General features: G+C 48.1%; 16 protein-coding genes and 1 pseudogene. 9 read left to right on the top strand and 8 right to left on the bottom strand.

The window, feature by feature from the left end; genetic code table 11:
• Positions 1 to 202: hypothetical protein (locus C7R92_RS32560; protein ID WP_208636185.1), on the top strand; the 202-nt coding region annotated here is incomplete at its 5' end.
• Between the two features lie 332 nt (positions 203 to 534).
• Here C7R92_RS32560 and C7R92_RS06390 read toward each other — a convergent pair.
• Positions 535 to 1,011 (bottom strand): YhjD family protein, encoded by a 477-nt coding sequence (locus C7R92_RS06390; RefSeq protein ID WP_056486315.1) that lies wholly within the window; start codon positions 1,009 to 1,011, stop codon positions 535 to 537.
• Positions 1,008 to 2,270, bottom strand: a complete 1,263-nt coding sequence (locus C7R92_RS06385) for a DNA polymerase IV (protein WP_244195661.1) — start codon at positions 2,268 to 2,270, stop codon at positions 1,008 to 1,010. The genes C7R92_RS06390 and C7R92_RS06385 overlap by 4 nt, the downstream gene beginning before the upstream one ends.
• A 632-nt stretch (positions 2,271 to 2,902) precedes the next feature.
• On the opposite strand from C7R92_RS06385, the gene C7R92_RS06375 reads away from it, so the two are divergent.
• From C7R92_RS06375 to C7R92_RS06360, 3 genes are all read left to right on the top strand, one after another.
• Positions 2,903 to 3,184 carry a hypothetical protein gene (locus tag C7R92_RS06375; RefSeq protein ID WP_007728325.1) on the top strand — a complete coding sequence of 94 codons (282 nt, stop codon included), beginning with the start codon at positions 2,903 to 2,905 and terminating at the stop codon, positions 3,182 to 3,184.
• Positions 3,185 to 3,504: 320 nt separating this feature from the next.
• Positions 3,505 to 5,343: an ABC transporter ATP-binding protein gene (locus C7R92_RS06365; RefSeq protein ID WP_167403188.1), complete on the top strand. Its 1,839-nt coding sequence runs from the start codon at positions 3,505 to 3,507 to the stop codon at positions 5,341 to 5,343.
• Complete coding sequence (locus tag C7R92_RS06360; RefSeq protein WP_106833596.1) at positions 5,312 to 7,048, top strand: ABC transporter ATP-binding protein; 1,737 nt, start codon at positions 5,312 to 5,314, stop codon at positions 7,046 to 7,048. Before C7R92_RS06365 ends, C7R92_RS06360 begins: the two co-directional genes overlap by 32 nt.
• Positions 7,049 to 7,107: 59 nt before the next feature.
• Here C7R92_RS06360 and C7R92_RS06355 read toward each other — a convergent pair whose 3' ends face one another.
• Positions 7,108 to 8,424 (bottom strand): MFS transporter, encoded by a 1,317-nt coding sequence (locus C7R92_RS06355; RefSeq protein WP_106833592.1) that lies wholly within the window; start codon positions 8,422 to 8,424, stop codon positions 7,108 to 7,110.
• A gap of 220 nt (positions 8,425 to 8,644) precedes the next feature.
• Here C7R92_RS06355 and C7R92_RS06350 point away from each other — a divergent pair, with 220 nt between their 5' ends.
• Positions 8,645 to 10,243, top strand: a complete 1,599-nt coding sequence (locus C7R92_RS06350; RefSeq protein ID WP_106833591.1) for an amidohydrolase — start codon at positions 8,645 to 8,647, stop codon at positions 10,241 to 10,243.
• Between the two features lie 97 nt (positions 10,244 to 10,340).
• Here the strand turns inward: C7R92_RS06350 and C7R92_RS06345 are convergent.
• Positions 10,341 to 10,685, bottom strand: a pseudogene (locus C7R92_RS06345) (SRPBCC domain-containing protein); the annotation flags it as partial.
• Between the two features lie 92 nt (positions 10,686 to 10,777).
• Complete coding sequence (locus C7R92_RS06340; RefSeq protein ID WP_017249432.1) at positions 10,778 to 11,674, bottom strand: DMT family transporter; 897 nt, start codon at positions 11,672 to 11,674, stop codon at positions 10,778 to 10,780.
• A 145-nt stretch (positions 11,675 to 11,819) separates the two neighbouring features.
• On the opposite strand from C7R92_RS06340, the gene C7R92_RS06335 reads away from it, so the two are divergent.
• Positions 11,820 to 12,698 (top strand): LysR family transcriptional regulator, encoded by an 879-nt coding sequence (locus C7R92_RS06335; RefSeq protein WP_106833590.1) that lies wholly within the window; start codon positions 11,820 to 11,822, stop codon positions 12,696 to 12,698.
• A gap of 1 nt (position 12,699) precedes the next feature.
• Here C7R92_RS06335 and C7R92_RS06330 read toward each other — a convergent pair whose 3' ends face one another.
• Together C7R92_RS06330 and C7R92_RS06325 are read right to left on the bottom strand one after the other, a co-directional pair.
• Complete coding sequence (locus tag C7R92_RS06330; RefSeq protein ID WP_106833589.1) at positions 12,700 to 13,446, bottom strand: YwaF family protein; 747 nt, start codon at positions 13,444 to 13,446, stop codon at positions 12,700 to 12,702.
• Positions 13,447 to 13,809: 363 nt separating this feature from the next.
• Positions 13,810 to 14,319 carry a Gmad2 immunoglobulin-like domain-containing protein gene (locus tag C7R92_RS06325; RefSeq protein WP_106833588.1) on the bottom strand — a complete coding sequence of 170 codons (510 nt, stop codon included), beginning with the start codon at positions 14,317 to 14,319 and terminating at the stop codon, positions 13,810 to 13,812.
• Positions 14,320 to 14,478: 159 nt separating this feature from the next.
• Here C7R92_RS06325 and aspA point away from each other — a divergent pair, with 159 nt between their 5' ends.
• Positions 14,479 to 15,903, top strand: a complete 1,425-nt coding sequence (gene aspA / locus C7R92_RS06320) for an aspartate ammonia-lyase (RefSeq protein WP_017249427.1) — start codon at positions 14,479 to 14,481, stop codon at positions 15,901 to 15,903.
• Positions 15,904 to 15,973: 70 nt separating this feature from the next.
• Here aspA and pdaA read toward each other — a convergent pair whose 3' ends face one another.
• Complete coding sequence (pdaA, locus tag C7R92_RS06315) at positions 15,974 to 16,759, bottom strand: delta-lactam-biosynthetic de-N-acetylase (protein WP_106833587.1); 786 nt, start codon at positions 16,757 to 16,759, stop codon at positions 15,974 to 15,976.
• 279 nt (positions 16,760 to 17,038) lie between these two features.
• Between pdaA and C7R92_RS32555 the strand changes: the two genes are divergently transcribed.
• Together C7R92_RS32555 and C7R92_RS06305 are read left to right on the top strand one after the other, a co-directional pair.
• A complete protein-coding gene (locus tag C7R92_RS32555) occupies positions 17,039 to 17,350 on the top strand; it encodes a DNA primase (RefSeq protein WP_208636184.1) in 312 nt (103 codons plus the stop codon).
• 100 nt (positions 17,351 to 17,450) lie between these two features.
• Positions 17,451 to 20,723, top strand: coding sequence for a DEAD/DEAH box helicase (locus C7R92_RS06305; protein ID WP_106833586.1), 3,273 nt, complete (start codon positions 17,451 to 17,453; stop codon positions 20,721 to 20,723).
• The last annotated feature ends 130 nt before the right edge of the window (positions 20,724 to 20,853 follow it).

The raw sequence follows: 20,853 nt of genomic DNA, 5'->3' as shown, positions 1-20,853 counted from the left end.
GGTGACCTCATCCCCCGGTCCTGGCTGCGACAAAGTAGCGGAAGTCGACAGGCAAGTGAAGGAATTATATAACAAGTATCTCGAGGCTAATAAGGCTGGTAGAACGGAGGAGGCAGCACAGCTATACAAAGCCTATGCGGCTGCCTGGCAACAGCTGCAACACCTTAGAAGTATTTGTCCACATGTCCCTGAAAGAAGATGACGATCCTGCAATACCTGTCGGCTGGTCATCTGCTCAGATTGTGTGAGCCTGTTACTTTCTGGGGGGCAGGTCTGCTGTCATCCGAAAGACGGTAATGTTTGCCGACCAGAGTTAATTTGAACCATTTAAGCCGGCCCGAGTTGTCGGCTTTTTTCTGTTAAATTTATCAAGGGAATGGGCAAGACCGTCCGCTTCCGGTAGACCGCTCTAGCACTACGTAAAGCCGTTACATTGATGTCCCAATCCACTCCGATAAAAACGAAGAAAACCATGATAATGGGAACAACAACAAAATCGTCAACTTAATGACGCTAAATTCGGATATGCAAGGTTTAATAGTCGTTTGCACCCATTCGACCAACTAATTCTTTGATATACATTGACAGGCGAATACTGATTTCCGAACGCATAACATCCCGGACCATTCCAAAGCGATCCTCGTATCCTCTACAAATAAAACGGTGATACATTACCATATCTGCTTGTTCATCACTCATTATTTTAATATTACGCTTCGACAATTCGCGGCGCAGACTGTACAAATCTGCACTTATTTGGCTCATTAGTGCTCGGCCTGCTGTCAAATAAAGCTGCTTTAGAAGGTTGGAATGGTTCTCTATGTCTTCGATGCTCTTTTGCACCATGCTTAACATGTGAGGAAGCAAGATGCAGTCTCGGATCATTTTGAACTCATCTTCTGTAGGTCGTTTACGGGAGTTCTTTGCGTCGTGACGATTTTCGTATTGTTCTTGATGCTCAGTAAGCAGCATTTTGGACTTCCACCGTTCATTACCGTCCAGTTTGCTCATTTGTAATGGCCTCCAATCTGTTCTGCCCTCTCACGGGCTACTCCGGACTGTAATAATGATGATGCCCTCATAATAGCGGCGCTGCCGTATCTATCCTTAATTTCATCAGTCGCTCTCTCCAGGCTGTACGCTTTGATCCGGTCGTCGAAAAAAGTAAGCTGAATGACGTTATCGTCTGTCAACTCAGTCAATGCAACAGATAGGTGGTTAACGGGCATACCGCTCCAATGTTTATGGAAAATTCCGAGAGCTGCTGATGCGACTTCATGTGAAAGGGATGTAGGTTGTGGAAGTGTTACCTGTCTATTAAACGACAATATCGAATGTTGACCATCTGTTTCCGTTGCTCCGACGGACACAACTCGCCCGATGTAACCCAGTCTCCTGCTGCGACGACAGACCTCCACCACCAATTCCAGCAGTATGACCTCGATATCTTCAATCTTCCGATAAAGGCTGCTTCTGAGCGCCTTGCCGTGACTAACCGATTTTAATTTATTACGAATACTTGCCACGACAGGGCTAGGGTCTATTCCACGTGCTGTCTGCCAATAATATTCCGCCTGTATATCACTTTGCTTGCCCATCTCTTTTCGCATACGCTTTTTAAAATCACTCAGTTCCAGACGCGCAATGTCGCCAATCGTGTAAAGACCCATACGTGTAAAATGACGAGCCATTCGAGAGGCAACCATAAACATTTGATGTACCGGTAACGGCCATAATACAGATTCTAAATTGTCGAAACCGAGTTTAAAGATACCTTCGGGCATTTTTTTAGCAAAATTATCAGTAGCCATTTTCGCCAACACTTTCGTTGGTCCAATTCCGCACCGCGTCCAAACTCCTGTTGATAACAGAACGTGTGTCTGGATCTGGTGAGCAATCTCTTCCGGAGCCCCGAAATAACTGATAGAACCTGTAACATCAAGAAACTGTTCATCGATGGAATAAGGTTCGACCTGGTCCGTAAATGACTCGAAGATCTCGGTAAGAAGCAAGGATACGGTGATATATGTTTGCATTCGGGGGCGTATTACGACCAAATCGGAACATTTCGCAAGCGCCTCGCCGACTCTTTCGGCCGTTGTTACACCGCGTGATTTGGCGACGGGGCAAGCAGCCAGAATGATACCAGATCTTCTAGAGGGATCAGCTACAGCGACTGGCTTATCTTTCAAGTCTGGCCGGGCCGCTTTTTCAATCGAAGCATAGAATGATTGTCCGTCAACTAACATAATGGTTCGCTCTTGAGGCACGGCATTTCACTCCTGTAAAGTTGGTGATTCGTAGATGTACTGCAAAGTCCATACACGCCACGGATGCGAACGTATATTCTTATTATATACCGAATGTATGTTCGTGATGCAATGAGAATAATTGGAATGCAAAAAAATGCTACTACCATTTCTGGTTAATGTTTTGTATAGGTTCGAAGTAAATCAACTGAATAATGACCAAATTCGTTACGGAGGCAATGCGGGGCGCCTATCCGCCCAGCTCATCCATATTGACTAAGTAGCGCGAGGCCTCAAGCTTCGGGCAGGCTCTGAGGTCCACTGGGTTCCTTTTGCCCGACTGCTGCATGTGAAGCTGGCAACGAATTTCTGAATAAAGGAAAATAGGTACATGATGGGGAGTGCACAAGAATAACACAGTAAATAGACAAAAATAGGTCTCTTTTTCAAAAGCAAGCTGCAAAAAACAGCGTGCCGCGATGAAACGGTGTGTGCGAAGAAGATGCGAGATTCCTGAAACGAAAAGCGGTCAAAAACAACCGTTTTTCGTGTTTTTTTGGCTTACACGGATTTTGCCAGAAGAGAGGTTTCCCTGTATTGTTAGATTATCTTTTGAAGCATATATTTGACGGATAGAACAAAGGAGATTTAACATGCTAGCACAAGAAATGGGTGTCATATTCACCAAGCACGCCGATCAAATTACTTCCAAGCGTTGGGGAGAATTCATGCAACAATTGGAGGAAAAAGGCCTGTACGTGCTCATTGAGACAGACACGATCGGAAGAGTGATGAGTCCATTGGGCGGCTTGATGCCCATGCCGTGTAAAAGTGAGACGCTCCATATTGTGACAGCTGATGAGCTGGAGCAGCGCGGCTTGCCGCTCGGTCACCACATCGTAACGAAAGCGAAAGAAAAAGTAGTCCAACCATAATCGAAAAAACCAACGCAACCTTTCCGTGGGAGCTAGCCTCCAAGTGGGAAAGGTTTTTTTGTGTGAAAAACGTCCCCTCTCATCGGGGGATCGAAACATCTCGACGTTTTTCATAAAGCTGGATGCAACCGCTTGCGGTCAAACAAAACGGTTATGACCGTGTTGTTGTTCCCAAATAAAAGAATGCTCCGGCTAGGGGTAAGATCTATCCGGCAATCGGCGGTAGAGGGCAGAAGGTCACATTATGATAAGGGATAGGACAAAAGAAGCAAGCAGGAGAGAGGAGAACAGGAATGACGACAATGGAGAGCAAAGAGGGAATGCAGCCCAAAAAAGGCGTGCGTCGCTTGCTGGAGATTGCGGATGAGAAGCGCGGCTTGCTCGTCGTCTCGGCGATATTGTCTTCCTTGAGCGCAATATGCATGCTGGTGCCTTATGCATCGGTCTACTTTATTTTACGCGAACTGTTAATGCATGCAGCGTCTCCCGCAATGGCGGACGGGGCGTACATGATTCGGTGGGGAGTTATTGCGCTTTTGGGACTCGTGGGAAGTCTGGTCATGATGTATGCAGGCGGGATGGTGTCTCATATCGCTGCGTTTCGCATTTTGTACGGAATGCGAGTCAAATTGGCTGCGCATATCGGCCGTTTGCCGCTTGGCTGGCTCAACGGGACGTCTACCGGTGCAGTCAAAAAAACATTGGAGCAAAATGTGGAAAAGGTCGAGACGTTTGTCGCGCATCAGCTTCCGGATTTGGTGCATGTAGTCGTGACAACGGTGCTCATGATTGGCGTGATGTTTTACTTGAACGTCTGGCTGGCGCTGGCCTGCGTCGTGCCGATCATACTGGGATTGATTGTGCAGATCATTACGTTTTCCGGGACGAAAACAAAAGAAAATATCAAGAGGTACTACGATTCGCTAGAACGGATGAATGGATCTGCCGTCCAGTATGTACGTGGAATGCCGGCGATCAAGGTATTTGGGCAGACGGTTCATTCCTTCCAGCGCTTTTATGCGGATATGATCACCTATCGGGACTATTGCGTCAAGCATACGGATGATTTTCAAAACGGATTCTTGGTGTTCAAGGTGATTTTGAGTTCATTTGCGGTCTTCATTCTCCCGGTAGGGGTGTTCATGCTGAGTAAAGACCCGCAAAATGTTGCGTTTGCGTCTGTTCTGCTCTTTTTTCTCGTAATGGCGCCAGGTGTATCTGCACCGATGTTTAAGCTCTTGTTTTTGACCTCTACCCTGCGTGACATTGGCGAGGGGGTGGAGCGCATGGATCGAATTTTGGCAGAGCAACCCGTTACCGAACCGCTTAGCTCCCAGCGTCCACAGAGCTTTGATGTCGCATTTGAAAACGTCTCTTTTTCTTATGCAGCAGAGGGAAGAACAGGAGGAGAAACACTATCTCGCATCTCTTTTTTGGCGAAGCACGGGCAGGTGACAGCTCTGGTCGGACCGTCTGGTGCAGGGAAATCTACGGTAGCGAATCTCATTCCAAGATTTTGGGATGTTTCGGAGGGAGCGATACGCATTGGCCAGGTAGATGTTCGGGAGGTGTCGAGCATAGATTTGATGAACACCGTAGCATTCGTCTTTCAGGATACGTTTTTGTTTTACGACACGGTTTACAACAACATTGCGATTGGATTGCCAGACGCAACGCCAGAAGCGGTCTATGCAGCGGCGAAGGCAGCCCAATGCCATGATTTTATTCAAAAGCTCCCGCAAGGCTACGACACCCTGATCGGGGAAGGGGGAGTCTACTTGTCTGGGGGAGAAGAGCAGCGTGTGGCGGTCGCACGGGCGATCCTGAAAAACGCACCGATTCTTGTCCTCGACGAGGCGACTGCCTTTGCTGATCCTGAAAATGAGTATGAGATGCAACTGGCGCTGGCAGAGCTGATGAAGGGCAAAACCGTCATTGTCATCGCGCATCGCCTGTCAACGATTCGGGATGCAGATCAAATTTTGGTGCTGGAAAAAGGGAAACTGATCGAACAAGGCAGGCATCAATCATTGATAGAGGCGAATGGGCTCTACGCCCGGATGTGGAAGGCTTACACCGATGCGCAGGACTGGCAAATGGGCGAAGGAAAGGGGAGTGTGGATGCAGATGAGTATGCTGAACAATATCACAGCAGGTAAACCAGGGGCGCTGATCAAACCCGTTATGTACACGACACTTGCCAACCTTGCGCAAATATTGCCGTTTGCCTTGCTCGTGGAGGGTGCCCGCTTGATTTTTGAGCCGTTTGCCCAGCCGGGTGCCCCATTGAACATCGAGCGACTCTGGTGGGTATGCGGATGGATGGTAGTCTCGTTGCTCCTTTTGTTTCTATGCGAAATTCCAGCGTATCGTACACAGTTTCGTGGCGCCTACAGCACGGCTGCTGAAGGGCGAACCAAGCTCGCAGAGCACCTTCGCAAGCTGTCACTCGGTTACTTGAACAAAAGAGACCCAGGGGATTTGGCCAATATGATGATGGGAGATTTTACGATGGTGGAGCACGGGATTTCCCATCTCGTACCGCAAATGTTGGGGGCGATCATTATGCCTGTCATGGCGATCGTAGGCCTTTCTTTCGCGGATTGGCGCATGGCACTGGCCTTGTTTGCTGCGTTTCCCATAGCGATTCTCTTGGTGCTGATGACATCTGGACTACAACGCAGGCTCGGAGCGACGCATATGCGTGCCAAAATTGACGCCGCCAATCGCTTGCAGGAATATTTGAACGGCATTCGCGTCATCAAGGCGTACAATTTGACTGGCGAGCGCTTTGTACGGCTGGAGCAATCCTTTCGCGAATTCATGCGGCAGAGCATACGAATCGAAGGCTTACTGGGACCGATTGTGCTCGCCGCCATCGCTTTTATTCGGGCGGGCCTCACACTCATGGTCATGGTCGGCGTGTATTTGCTCGTAGCAGGTAGCATAGATCTGATCACGTTTGTCATGTTCCTGCTGGTTGGGACACGTATCTTTGATCCGTTGACAGCTGCACTCGTCAACTATGCAGAATTCCGTTACCACGAACAGGCGGGGGAGCGGATTGTCCAGTTGCTGTCGGAGCCGATCATGACAGGCGAGCAGCAACCACCTTCGGAAAACGACGTGAAGCTTGCAGGCGTCTCTTTTGGCTATATCGAAAAGAACGTCCTGAACAACGTGAGCATGCATATGCCAGTCGGTTCGTTTACAGCGTTGGTCGGGCCATCCGGCAGTGGAAAAAGCACCGTGATGCGACTGATTGCCAGATTTTATGACCCGTCGCAAGGCAGTGTTCAGCTGGGCAATCAACCACTTGTCGACATAGACCCGGAGGCACTTCTCTCCCGCGTGTCAATGGTGTTCCAGGACGTGTATTTATTCCAGGACACGATTGCAAACAACATTCGCTTCGGAAAAAGGGATGCGACACAAGCGGAGGTCGAGGAGGCGGCCAAACAAGCGTGCTGCCATGATTTCATCATGCAGCTACCCAATGGCTACGATACGCTCGTAGGGGAAGGGGGGAGCACGCTATCAGGCGGCGAGAAACAGCGCATTTCCATTGCTCGAGCGATCCTGAAAAATGCGCCGATCATTCTCTTGGATGAAGCAACAGCCTCACTCGACCCCGAAAATGAGGCGCAAATTCAGAAAGCGATCGATACGCTTATCGAGGGAAGAACGGTTATTGCCATTGCTCATCGCCTGAAAACCATCCGTAATGCTGACAACATCTACGTGTTGGAAAATGGCACGGTCGTCGAACAGGGACAGCATGATGAGCTTGTGAAGAAAAACGGTTTGTATGCGCGGCTGTGGAAGCTACAGCAAACGACAGGTGGCTGGAGACTGTCTTCCTAAATCGGTGACAAAACCCGCTAGGCAAGTCAGCCGAAGCGGGTTTTGTCATGGGCGCACGCTTACGTTTCGTTGTCTGCTTTTTTAGTCGCAGGGACGTTACGGAATAGCTTGGTCATGCACGCCCATGCGATGAGTGGGCCGATTCCGATGCACAGAATCAACCAGTTCAGCGTAAGAGAAGAGACGCTCAAGGAGGTTACCAGCAGAAAGATCAGAATCCCCACCAGCCGACCAACGTCCAGAGCGAACTCTCGGAGCACGACATACTCGACCCGATTGCGTGCGCTCTCTTCGTTCGTGCCAATCAGATCAAAAATCGTGGAGAGCATGGGTACAGAATACAGCGGATAAGCGATGGACACGGCAATCCCGAAAATAAGCAGTGTCGTAAAGCTCACCTGCCAAAAAAATACGAACAGAATCCCCCACATGATGACAGTACCAGTGAGCATTCCCCACTTGCGATAGCGCGGAGCGAACCATTTGGCGATCAAGAAGTAGCTCACAAGCCCGACGGCAGATGTAGTCAACCAGTAGTTGCCGAGAGTCATCTCGCTTCTCGTGGAAATGTAGACGAGTAGACCGATCACAAAACCGAATACACCTTCACGCAGTCCTTGACCAGCTAAAGCGCCTGCCGCCCAGCGCCACTCGGGCTCCTCTCGCAAGCAACGGAAGGAAAAGCTCCAAGAATACGTCCCTTCCGATTGACGTTTTTTCAAAAAAAAGCTGATGAACACGCCGACGACAAATAGCGCAAGCGAGATCCCGAAAATAAGGGAGTAGCCGCTATTTCCCGGGAGCCGCGTAATGAGCAACCCTGATATCCATGGAGCGAGCATGCCGCCAATGGAAGCAAGCAACCCTGCCCAACCGTTGAAAAGGTCGCGGTTATCGGCATTCGTGATTTCGAAGTACACCACATTAAAAGAAAGCCAGAAAAAGCCACTCGCCATACCTTGAACGAGCCCAAGCGGTACGGCATAAGAGACAGCTTTTGGACCCGCCAGAAGAACGAGCAAATAAAAAAGGGCAGAAACCGCCATTCCGGCACGCAGGATATTCATTTTGTTCAAATGCTTAACATACCAACCAGCAAGCCAGAAGGTAAGAGCACCCGCGAGGTGGGCGGCAAAAGTAAACCAAGCGATCGGTGCAAACTGACTTTTTACCTTCCACAAATAGACGTTTACAAACGTGCCAGAAAGGGCGCCAGCGGCAATGAATACAGCGTTGACCAGGAGCAGCAGCTTGGCTTGATTGTCCAGCCGACCTGATGGCTTTTGATGAGAAGGCTCGTGGCGCGACATTTTCAGACCAGTGGACTCCTGTATTTGAAGGAAGGATGGAAGGCGGTTTTTTGTTTTTTGGTGCATACGTTCCCTCCGCGCAAAAATAGGACATGAACATAACGTGCCCTACCGCTGCTGCTTTCAACAGGAAAGTGAGTAAGCACCATGTTTTCCCAAATGAAAAGCGAAGATCGCAATTTTTTGAACGTTATTTCATTTCAGGGAGGAAAACGACTAGCAGCAAACAAATTAAGAGAGGATAGGCATACGAAAATACAGAAGCGAACAGAAAAGAGGTCACGAGATGGCGACAACCATTTTCAGAAATGGACGCATTTACACAGGAGATTCCAAGCATTTGTTCGTACAAGCACTGGTCGTTCGGGATGGAATTGTCCATGACTTGGGCAGCGATGCGGACATGCTTCTTCAATACGGAGGCAGTGATGCAACGGTCGTTGATTTGCAAGGATGTACCGCTACCCCGGGATTGATTGACAGCCACCTGCACTTGGGATGGCTCGGTCTCACCTTTTTGCAGCTGGATTTGAGCAAAGCTCGCTCTAAGGACGAGATGCTGTTTCTCTTAAAAGAAAAAGCGCAAGCCACACCTGAAAATACGTGGATACAAGGCTACGGCTGGGATGAGAATTTGTTCGCGGATGGGGGCGGCATTCCTACCATTGAAGAGCTTGATCAAGCTGCACCGCATTGCCCGATTCTTCTGGCACGAATATGTGGACATGCGAATCTGGTCAACAGCAAGGCATTGGAGCAATGTGGCTATCATCGTGACATGGAGGTGCCTGCGGGGGGAGTCATTGTACATGATCCTGTGAGCGGAAAGCCAACGGGTATGCTATTAGAAACTGCCTCCAACCTGATTACGAAGCATATTCCAAGACCTGACTACGATCAGTTGAAGCAAAGCCTGCGCAGCTCGATTCGCTATGCAATGGCGCATGGATTGACAGGGGCACATACGGAGGATTTGCGTGAATTGGGCGGACTTGCGCAAACGTATCGGCTCTATGATGAGCTCATCAATGGCGAAGAGCTTGCGCTGCGCAGCAACCTGCTGGTCTTCTATCCGCATATGCATGAGCTGCGCGACTTAAACATGACGGCAGGCTATGGAAACGCTCATGTGCAAATCGGTGCGGTGAAAATTTTTGCAGATGGGGCATTAGGACGCAGGACGGCTTACCTGTCAGCTCCGTACGCTGATGATCCGAGTACCAGCGGTTATCCTGTGCATGAGCAAGACGAGCTGACAGAGCTGGTTCGCCAAGCACGTGAACTGGGGATGCCTATTGCCGTACACACCATTGGCGACAAAGCACTGGAAATGGTGCTGGACAGCTTGGATCAGTTCCCGGCAGTCGCCTATCGAGACCGCCTCATACACACACAAATCTTGCGGCCGGACCTGCTGGACCGCTTGAAGCATCCGCATCGGATCGCAGATATCCAACCGCGTTTTCTTGCAGGAGACTTCCCTTGGGTGATGGATCGCGTTGGGCAGGAGCGGATTCAACACTCGTACATCTGGAAAACGATGATGGATTACGGAATCATTTGCGCTGCGGGCTCGGATACACCGGTAGAGCCAATCGATCCTCTGTTGGGGATACACGCAGCGGTCACGCGCAAAGCACCAGGGGAAACACACGATGGGTACTTCCCGCAAGAAAAACTGACGATGGAGGAAGCGATTCATCTGTTTACATTGGGCAGTGCACAGGTGACGAACGAAGATCATGTCAAAGGTACGCTGTCTCGTGGAAAATACGCGGATATGACCGTCTATTCCAAAGACCTGTTTGCCATCGATCCAGACGAGCTGCTTTCGACAAAGGTCATGATGACCATCATTGGCGGAACAGTTTGCTACACGTCTTGAAAACATAACCCGAAAATCAGAGCAGCGGCTGCCCTGGACAAGAAAGTAAAGTCCTGGATTGCCGCTGTTTTATTGAACGATCTACTTTTCAGACATACTTGCCATCCAGATCCTCAAAGATGGCGGTCGCTAGAAAATGAGGAAACACAGTATGTTTGAAGACGATTCGCTCGAGTTTAACGACCTCGACAAAGACGTTGGTATTGGGAAAATCAACGCCATCAGGACCGTGCATGATAAACTGCCATGTACCGCCCGGTTTTAGATCAAACTTCTGAGAAGTCGTCGTAAAACCTCGAGGCCCCCACCATTTCGACAGGTTCTCCTCTTTCGTCCAAGCATCAAACACAAGATCGCGTGGAGCATCAAATACACGGGTGATCACAATCGCGCATTCGCCTACTTGCGTTGCGATTTTATTTGATTCGTAGTTTTGGTTCATGTCCATCCCTCATTTTTTCCATCATAGCAAATAAATCAGGCGTGGATTTCTTTCAGATTGCTCTCTTGCATAACCCATACGCAAAACCCGGCTCAGGATGAGTGAGTCGGGTTTTTTGTCAGCTGCTTTCCGCGCAGCAAGCTCTTCACATCGATTTCCGCAATCAGCACACTGATCAATACGAGACCTGCGCCTATGTACCCGCGAACAGACAATGTTTCGCCTGTAACCAAGAAGGCAAACAGGGCAGCGAAGACTGGCTCCAAGGAAAAAATAACACCCGTGTGCGTGGCGGTCGTATATTTTTGGGCCACCGTTTGAACGACAAAGCCAATTGCACTGCACAATACGCTAAGGGCGAGCACGGCGATCCAAGCCTCTGTCGTCTGCGGCAATGTGGGAGTCTCCAACGCAAAAGAAAAAACAATGCCCAACAGTGCCGTAAAACCAAGCTGATAAATCCCTAACTGGATCGTATCCGATTGATTGGCCCATCGGCCTGTTACGGTAATATGTGTAGCGTAAAAGAGAGCACCAGCGATGCACAGAAGATCTCCTTGGCTGATGCGAAATTCAGCGCTTAGTGTGAGCAGGCCGATGCCGATCATGGCCAGTCCAGCGCCGACAAAGACTCTTTTTTCGGGACGGTTTCTCAAAAGAATAGATAAGAGCGGAACAAAGATAACGGTCAAGCTAACGAGAAAGCCTGCCTGGGAAGCTGTCGTTGATTTCACTCCGTTCGTGATGGTGGCAAAAACCCCGAAAAGGAGCGCACCGAGTACGAATGCATGGAGCAATGTTTTTCGATTCGTGCTACGCAAGCGTTTGTGGAACAAGGCAGCTGCGAGTATAAAAGCAATGCCAAAGCGGACACCGATCAGATTGAAAGTCTCCAAATCCTTCAATCCCATTTGCATAAACACATACGAGGTTCCCCAAAACAGGGTGACCAAAATCATAGCCAAATCGGCTTTCACTTGCGGTTTCATGTTGGGATAAGCCTCCTTGCCCGGGAAAAAGCGGGTCCTAATCAGTGTTGCGCCATAAACAGTATACGAGTATCGTTTAAATAAGAAAAATGAATGTTTGTGATGATTTTCATGAATCAGATTCATGTAAAGGGGACGAAGAAGGGTGAGTTTGAACAAGTTTGAGGTAGTGATCACCGTTATTGAGTCGGGGAGCTTAACCAAAGCTGGAGAAATACTAGGTCTGACACAATCAGCGATCAGTCATGCGATTGCGAGTCTGGAGCGGGAATTTGGGTTTTCACTTTTGACCAGAGGACGGTCAGGTATTAGCCTCACGAGTAATGGGGAGCGACTGCTTCCCTACATGCGCGAGACCTTGCGCTGTCATGAGCGGATGAAACAAGAGGTGTTTGCCATCAATGGGTTGGAGGTCGGGACGGTGAGAATTGGAACGTTTACGAGTGTATCCACGCAATGGCTTCCCGGTATTCTCAAACGGTTTCAAGATCAATATCCGGCGATCGAGATTAAGCTGATGGAAGGGTATTACGATGGAATTGAGAGCTGGATTCAAACCGGAGAGATTGATTTCGGCTTCGTCTCCTTGCCGACAACAGAGGATTTGGAATGTATTCCTTTGAAAAAGGATCAGATGTATTTGCTGGTGACAGAGGAACACCCGCTCTACAAAGAGGAGCGGGTGCATGTGAGCCGATTGGCCGAAGAGACATTTATCATGCCGAAGACGGGCTGTGACAATGATATACAGCGCTTGCTGGCCCAGTATCAGATCGAGCCGCTAATCAAATATGAAGTAGGAGATGATCATGCGATTATTGCCATGGTGCAAAATGGGCTCGGGATCAGTATCCTTCCGGAAATGATTTTGTTCCGCTTGCCTGCAAATATCCGGATGATCCCGCTTGAAGGGGAGCATTACCGTTCGCTCGGGGTGGCAGCAACCTCTTTTTCCAAGCAGTCACCGGCTGCCAAACGCTTCTTGCAATTTGTTACCGAATGGGTAAACGAGCAGCAGGCGTAATTCAGACAGACAAATCGCTCCTGACTTCCTTCGCCAACGGCTGCTTTCGGATAAAGGGCAGGTACAACAAGAAAAACAACACGAGAGCTACTCCTTCCAACGATACGATGTACCACGGATACGGGCCCAAAAAGTCGATCAGACTGGGATTGTCCGGTTTGCGCGAGACAAATAAGTAATTTCCGCCGGTCCAATGGTTGACGAAAAGTGCGACGAGCAAAAGCAGGTTTAAAAAGCCCATCGTTTTCCCAATCGAACGGACAGTCGGACGGTAGCCTTCTATCCACGTCATGTATAGGCAAGCAAGGACGATTCCCGCGTGGGCTACAAAAAAATGCACAAAGCGAAAATGCGGAAATGGATAAAACAACTCGGGGGTAAGCAGTGCCTGCATGGCTCCGCCAATTCCTGCAAAAAACGTAATCTCATACAGCCCGTAACTTCTCGTCATCAGCATCATGGCAGAAAGGAGGAGGGTCACGCTACACAGCTGCAAGGGCAATGTGTAAGCAGCCGTCCAGCTCTCGGTATAAACATGCCAAAGCTGATAACAAACCTCTGACAAGAGCAAGACACCCGCAAGTACGTAACGTGTGGCGAGTCGATTTGTCGGGACTTGGAGTTTTTGCCGAAATAAATAGGTGAACACGACCAGACAGAGTACTAGAATCAAGGTGATAACGTGAGAAGTAGAAAACAGCCGAAACGGCTCCCCTGTCAGAAAAAGTGAAAAATAGGGTGAGGTCATAATGATCTCCTCTTTGTTTATTATTTTTTATATTTGAAAATTCACGAAATTTTAACAGATAGCTATTTGTATGATATAAATCTTTGGTTATAATATAAATAGACTACGTTACATCATTGAGAGGAGTTATAGTCTTGAACTTAGTGCTCACGGAAAAACAATGCAAGTCTTGCCAGGTTCGCTTGACCGAGTATGAAATCGAGAACAATGGTGCGCTCTGCATGGAATGCTTCAAGGAAGAAAAAAGCGAGTAAAAGTAACAGCAAGGCATACGGCAGCTGACTGTCTACTGCTATCTAATAATAGACCCTTTCAATCAGGCCCTCTCTTTTCAATAGAGAGGGCCTGGTTTTTTTGCAGGCCTTATTCCGGGAGCGGAATGATGAGTTCCATTCTTCGGCTGCCGTCTTTCATACTTGTTTCAAACAAGATCAGTGTCAGTGTGCTGTTCGGCTCCGCTTTTTTCACTTTCAGTGTATGGGTAAAATCTCCCCAATCAGGAGCAGCGGTCGTAGCCTGCACGGAACCTTGCGTCAGCTCGTTATGCCCATCTTCTACAACATAATTGAGTACTGCTTCGAACACGCTCGCCTGTCCTTTGATTTCAAACGTGTCTTGGGCGGTTTTCTTCACAGTGACATTGCGGAAAATGTCATTGGCATAGACAGTCTCTTGTTGAGTTGGTTGTTCCGTTGGTGGCTTCTCAGGCGTTGTAGGTGGTTGCGTGGTTGCGGGTGGCTCAGAAGCAGGTGTCTCGGGTTCGGCTGCAACGGGTGGCTTCTGTTGTTCTGTTGGAGTGGAAGGGCTATCTGTGCTACTCGTGCATCCTTGCAGCAAGCCAATCGTCAACAGCAGCAAAAGCAGTTTTTTCATGGTATCCCTCGATTCTGTCTGGTATGAATTGGTACCTACAAATAGTAAGACGTAAAAACAAATAATAGTGTTTCAGGTGGATGAGTCTTCCTGCATCAAACTGTGATAGAATGGAGAGGAAGTAGCAACCATTATTCCTAGAAGGCTGGTCTGATAAGAATGGAACAACAGACGTTTCGAGTGGAAAAAGACTTTCTTGGCGAGAAGCAAATTCCAGTAGATGCTTATTATGGCGTGCAAACGATGCGAGCAACGGAAAACTTCCCAATCACCGGGTATCGTCTTCATTTTTCCCTCATCAATGCAATGGCAATGGTAAAAAAAGCAGCTGCGATGGCAAATATGGAAGTTTCCAGATTGAATCCGCGGCTAGGAAATGCAATTGTCGCTGCGGCGGAAGAAATCATGCAAGGAAAATGGCATGATCAATTTATCGTCGATCCGATCCAGGGTGGAGCAGGTACTTCGATCAATATGAATGCCAACGAAGTGATCGCGAACCGCGGTCTTGAGATGCTAGGTGAGAAAAAAGGAGATTATTTCCACCTCAGCCCAAATACACATGTCAACATGTCTCAGTCTACCAATGATGCTTTCCCGACAGCGATTCATATTTCAACACTTACTCTGTTGGAAAAGCTGCTCGTGACGATGGATAAGATGCATGATGCATTTGGCCAAAAAGCAAAAGAATTCGATGATGTCATTAAAATGGGCAGAACGCATTTGCAGGATGCGGTTCCGATTCGCTTGGGCCAAGAATTCGAAGCATACCGTCGAGTGCTTGAGCGCGACATCAAGCGTATCAAGCAATCTCGTCAGCATTTGTACGAAGTGAATATGGGAGCGACTGCGGTAGGAACGGGTTTAAATGCTGACCCTCGTTACATTACAACAGTAGTCAAGCATCTTGCCGATATCACAGGCTTCCCGCTGACAGGTGCGGAGCATCTCGTGGATGCGACACAAAACACAGATGCGTACACAGAAGTATCAGCAGCACTGAAAGTTTGTATGATGAATATGTCTAAAATCGCAAATGACTTGCGTTTGATGGCATCAGGACCTCGAGCTGGACTGGGAGAAATCTCCTTGCCAGCACGTCAGCCAGGCTCTTCGATTATGCCAGGAAAAGTCAATCCTGTCATGGCAGAACTCATCAACCAAGTAGCGTTTCAGGTCATCGGAAATGACCATACGATTTGTTTGGCTTCCGAGGCAGGTCAGCTAGAACTGAACGTTATGGAGCCTGTGCTTGTCTTCAACTTGCTGCAATCGATCAGCATTATGGACAATGCATTCGATGTCTTTACGCGTCACTGCTTGGAAGGAATCGAAGCAAATCGCGAGCGCATGAAAGAATACGTCGAAAAAAGCGTAGGCGTCATCACTGCGGTGAATCCTCATCTCGGATATGAGACTGCTGCACGCATTGCCCGCGAAGCCATTTTGACAGGAAAGTCTGTACGTGAGCTGTGCTTGCAACACAATGTACTGACAGAAGAGGAGCTGGATCTGATTCTCGATCCATTTGAAATGACTCATCCAGGTATTGCTGGAGCATCCTTGCTGGATCGCGACTAAACCAAAAAACTCCCGCGCTTTGCACATGCGAAGCAGCGGGAGTTTTTGCTTGCAAAAGGAAGGGCTTGCACTACTTTTTCGGAAGCTGCTCCAAGCTCTTGAATTCATAGCCTTGCTTGCGTGCTTCATCGATCATCATCCCGAGTGCCTCTGCATTGTCTTTGGAGACAGAATGGAGCAGAATGACAGCGCCAGGATGCAATTGAGCCATCACGCTATCATAGGCATATTTTGCCCCCCGCTGGACTTTGGTATCCCAATCTTTATAGGCGATCGACCAAAAAACATTGGTATAGCCCATATCTTTGGTTACAGCAAGTGTGCGATCGCTGAAAATTCCTCTAGGAGGTCGCAAGTAACGCATGTTAGCTTGTCCGGTCACATGCTGGACTGCATCGCTTACTTTCGTCAGTTCGTCTTTGATTTTCTGATTCGATACGGTTGTCATATCGGGATGGCTCCAGGAATGGTTGCCGATCAGATGTCCCTCTTGCGCCATTCGCTTTAACAACTCGGGCTGTTCCTTCACAAAGTGCCCTGTCACAAAGAAAATGGCAGGGACTTTTTTCGCGACAAGTGTATCTAAAATCTTGGGTGTAAAGCCGTTTTCATAACCGTTATCAAACGTCAAGTAAAGCTCTTTTTTCGTGGTATCCCCTAAAAAAACCGCACCGTGACGATCCACAATGCCTTTAAAGCCTTCCTCGTTAATAGAGGGTAACTGACCATTCTTGCTCTTTTTAAATCCAAAATGGTACGGGTGATCTGGTGAGGCCATAATCGAGTCAACTGGCAAGGCACTTGTAAGCAACAAGCTAATCCCGATCAACAAGCTTTTGATCCATCGTCTTTTCAATAAGGAGCTCTCCCTTCTGTACCGAAGTCATGATGTATTTAAGGCGATTCCATCAAAAGTTTGTCCAGTCTACTTCCAAATATGTAAACGTACATCTGCAACAGCGGCTAGGTAGAAGGGCAAGTGAAGCGGTATTCCAAGTTGTGTAAAAATCTTCTCTGGGTAGGGAGACAACTGTCCATACAAGAAAAAGGAACTCGTCATATAGTATCAAAGTCGACAGAAAACTGTTGGCAAATGCTACCAAATAATCATCTATAGCCAGGAGGTGTGGTTAACATGGAAGAATGGTTGGAGCAATTACGTGATGCCATCGGTGAAGGTGCAGAAGAATTGGAAGTAAAAATCGAATACGAAGATGGTACCACGAAAAAATTGTACTTCGGCAGTAATGATGAAGAAGATGAAGACGAAGACGAAGAATCCGAAGATGAAGAATCCGAAGATGAAGAATCCGAAGATGAAGAATCCGAAGATGAAGAATCCGAAGATGAAGAATCCGAAGACGAGGAATCCGAAGACGAGGAATCTGAAGACGAGGAATCCGATGACGAAGAAGAAGATGACGAAGAAGAAGATGACGACGACTAATCGTTTGTATTTGTTGAAAAAAGATACGCGTACATGCGTATCTTTTTTCTGTTGCATTCTGTAATATTAAACATATTTCATGATGAGGATGGAGCAGAAAATGAGCTTTCAAGTGAGTCATCAAACGATAAAAGAATGGTGTGGTCGCCTTTCCTATGAAAGAGGAAAGACGTTTTACCGTTCTGGGAACGTGCTTGTGGAGCATTTTCAACAGGAGCCTGCCTGGATCAAAACCACAGTGAACGCAGGAAAAAATAATTATCAGGTCACGATTGAACTGGATGAGTCTGGTATGGCAGCAGTGTGCAGTTGTCCTACTTTAGCGTCGTATGATCACTACTGCCAACATATCGCAGCTTCGTTGTTAACCATGCGTGATCTGCAAGTAGACGAGCATCCTGGCAGTTATTCCACTTCCTTTACAACGAGACAAGCAGGCAGGACAACCGAGCCTGATTCCCAGCTAACAGAGGGACTGTTCGGCTTGTTCGTGGACCGGCCGATTCGGACAAGCCATAATCGCGTGTTGCTGGATTCACGAACAACGCTTGCCTTGGAAATCATATGTAAAATCATACCGTACGGCTTTCGCAAGAGCATGATCGGAATAGAGCTGAAGCTAGGGCCAAAGAGGTTATACATCGTAAAGGACATTCGCGCGTTTTTAGACCAGGTGGATAAGCAGCAAGTGTATCGTTTCTCTAGCCAATTTGCCTATGATCCGAATTTGCATCGCTTTTTGCCAGAGCATGAAGCCATTCTCCGTGAACTCCTGCAAATTTACCGCACGGAAAAAATATATCGAGAGACAGCAAGCTACCATTATCAGGAACAGAAGCATGTGGGTGGGGAACGGGTTCTTCTTGTCCCACCCTTTACCTGGGAGCGATTATTTGCTTTGCTACTTACCGCACCGACTGTTCACATTCAGCATCATGACCAAATGTATCCAACGTTTGCATGTATAGATGAGCCGCCGCCACTCCACTTCGAATTCGACCAGACCAAAACCGATCAATATCAGCTGGAAGTCCAAGGATTCAAGCAAATTACTGTCTTGGAAGCTTACGGATTGCTGCTCGTAGATGGCATATGGCACAGACTACCAAAGGAACAATGCCACAGTTTGGCTGAGCTGAAGCACCTGTTAGAATCTCATAGCAGTGAGCGAATTCACATTCCCGCGGAAAAAATCGAGCCATTCATGGTGCAGGTTGTCCCGGCCTTGATGAAACTGGGGAACGTACAAATTGCAAAGGCCGTCTCGGAACGAGTCGTGCAATTCCAGTTAAAAGCCAAGCTGTATTTGGACAGGGTAAGAGACCGGCTGCTGGCGGGACTTGAGTTTCAATATGGCGATATCGTCATCAATCCGCTGGAAGGGAATGAAGGAGGAGGGCAACGTGGTAGTGAGCTGATTTTGATGCGTGATGGGGAGAAGGAGCGGAAGATTTTGGGGCTGATGGAGGAAAGTGCCTTTACCCGCACGGAAGGCGGGTATTTTCTAGATGACGAGGAAGCTGAGTACGACTTCCTTTACCACGTCGTTCCTAAGCTGGAAAAACTGTTAAAGGTATACGCAACAACTTCCGTAAAAATCAGGATTCAGCCTCTCCACCTACCACCAAAAGTAAAAGTGGATGTCGATGAGCGAACAAATTGGCTGGATTTTCGCTTTGATATGGATGGGATACCCGAGTCCGAGATCCGAAGTGTTATCCAATCGGTAGAAGAAAAGCGCAGATATCATCGGCTGTCGAATGGAGCGCTTCTGCCACTTGAGACAAAGGAATTTGAGCAAATCAATCGTTTCCTAGACGAGATGGGCATGCAATACGCTGAGCAAATGGGGAGTGGCTTTCAACTGCCTGCTTTTCGGGGACTGCGCTTGCTTGATATACCCATGCAGGGACAGTCTGTTCAGCTAGGCAAATCGTTGCGCCAGTTTTTGGAGAATATGCGTAACCCTGATAATCTGGACTTTCCAGTACCCGAATCTTTGCAGGCGACACTTCGAGATTATCAGAAGTTTGGCTATCAATGGATGAGAACATTGGCACACTACGGCTTTGGGGGAATTCTCGCAGACGATATGGGACTGGGGAAGACCTTGCAAAGTATTACCTTTCTTCTCTCTGTCCTACCCGAAATCCGAGAACAAAAGCTCCCGGCGATTATCGTGGCTCCTGCCTCTCTTTTATACAATTGGCACAATGAAATTAAAAAGTTTGCGCCAAATATCCGTAGCGTTATTGTGGATGGAACGAAGGAAGAGCGGAATCAAATCGTAAACGAGCTGTCAGAAATCGATGTGCTCATTACTTCGTATCCGCTCTTGCGTCGTGATCATGCCCAGTTCGAGGAGTATTCCTTCCACACCTTGATCTTGGATGAAGCGCAAACCTTCAAAAACTATGTGACCCAAACAGCGCAGACAGTAAAACGATTGAAAGCTAAGCATCGCTTTGCTCTCACAGGAACCCCTGTGGAAAACAGGATAGAGGAGCTGTGGTCTATCTACGATGCTGTTTTCCCTGAGCTTTTTCCGGCAAGAAAGGAATTCCTCGACTTGCCGCGAGATACAATTGCGAAGCGGACGCGTCCATTTTTACTGCGCAGGCTTAAGACTGAGGTACTGAAGGAATTGCCGGCCAAAATTGAAACACTGCAAAGCGCAAGGCTGTTGCCAGAACAGAAAAAGCTGTATGTCGCCTATTTGGCGCAGCTCCAACAGGAAACAGTGAAGCATCTGTACAATAAAGGCTTTCAAAAAAATCGGATCAAAATTCTCGCAGGCTTGACGAGACTGCGTCAGATATGTTGTCATCCAGCGCTGTTCGTCAAAGAGTATGATGGAGGGTCAGCCAAGCTCGAACAGCTATTCGAGATCATCGGTGAATGCAAAAACGCTGGGAAGCGCGTTTTGCTCTTTTCTCAATTTACGGAGATGCTAGGGATAATCGGACGCGAGCTGGGGTATCACGGTGTCCCGTTTTTCTATCTGGACGGACAGACACCAGTGGCAGAGAGACTAGATTTGTGCAACCGATTTAACGAGGGCGAGCGGGATTTGTTTCTTATGTCATTGAAAGCTGGGGGAACAGGATTGAATGTGACGGGTGCAGATACCGTAATCTTGTATGATCTGTGGTGGAATCCCGCTGTGGAACAACAGGCAGCTGATCGTGCCCATCGTATCGGACAAAAGAACGTCGTTCAAGTGATCAGGCTTGTTGCAGAGGGGACGGTCGAAGAGAAGATGTACGAGCTGCAACAAAAAAAGAAAAACTTGATCGAGGAAATCATTACACCGGGGCACGAGGCTATCTCTTCTTTAACCGAGCAAGAAATACGCGAATTGCTGATGATTTAACATGAACAGCTTGACTGTCGCTACCATGCGAGGGGTCAAGCTGTTTTTGCGAGACTTTATCCCTGTGCGAATAACGAATTGGCAGACTCCCAATGATATTTGTCCGGTTCGAGATAAGAACATAGCGAAT

The sequence above is a fragment of the Brevibacillus porteri genome (genome assembly GCF_003013475.1).
Classification (GTDB): domain Bacteria; phylum Bacillota; class Bacilli; order Brevibacillales; family Brevibacillaceae; genus Brevibacillus; species Brevibacillus porteri.
This window is presented reverse-complemented; position numbering and strand designations above follow the sequence as displayed.

Bases quoted from the DNA above. Each gene is read 5' to 3' on its own strand.
- aspA (WP_017249427.1), top strand. From the start codon at position 14,479: ATGGAACAACAGACGTTTCGAGTGGAAAAAGACTTTCTTGGCGAGAAG.
- C7R92_RS06390 (WP_056486315.1), bottom strand. From the start codon at position 1,011: ATGAGCAAACTGGACGGTAATGAACGGTGGAAGTCCAAAATGCTGCTT.
- C7R92_RS06350 (WP_106833591.1), top strand. From the start codon at position 8,645: ATGGCGACAACCATTTTCAGAAATGGACGCATTTACACAGGAGATTCC.
- C7R92_RS06360 (WP_106833596.1), top strand. From the start codon at position 5,312: ATGAGTATGCTGAACAATATCACAGCAGGTAAACCAGGGGCGCTGATC.
- C7R92_RS06355 (WP_106833592.1), bottom strand. From the start codon at position 8,424: ATGCACCAAAAAACAAAAAACCGCCTTCCATCCTTCCTTCAAATACAG.
- C7R92_RS06330 (WP_106833589.1), bottom strand. From the start codon at position 13,446: ATGACCTCACCCTATTTTTCACTTTTTCTGACAGGGGAGCCGTTTCGG.
- C7R92_RS06305 (WP_106833586.1), top strand. From the start codon at position 17,451: ATGAGCTTTCAAGTGAGTCATCAAACGATAAAAGAATGGTGTGGTCGC.
- C7R92_RS06375 (WP_007728325.1), top strand. From the start codon at position 2,903: ATGCTAGCACAAGAAATGGGTGTCATATTCACCAAGCACGCCGATCAA.
- C7R92_RS06340 (WP_017249432.1), bottom strand. From the start codon at position 11,674: ATGAAACCGCAAGTGAAAGCCGATTTGGCTATGATTTTGGTCACCCTG.
- C7R92_RS06325 (WP_106833588.1), bottom strand. From the start codon at position 14,319: ATGAAAAAACTGCTTTTGCTGCTGTTGACGATTGGCTTGCTGCAAGGA.
- C7R92_RS06365 (WP_167403188.1), top strand. From the start codon at position 3,505: ATGCAGCCCAAAAAAGGCGTGCGTCGCTTGCTGGAGATTGCGGATGAG.
- C7R92_RS32555 (WP_208636184.1), top strand. From the start codon at position 17,039: ATGGAAGAATGGTTGGAGCAATTACGTGATGCCATCGGTGAAGGTGCA.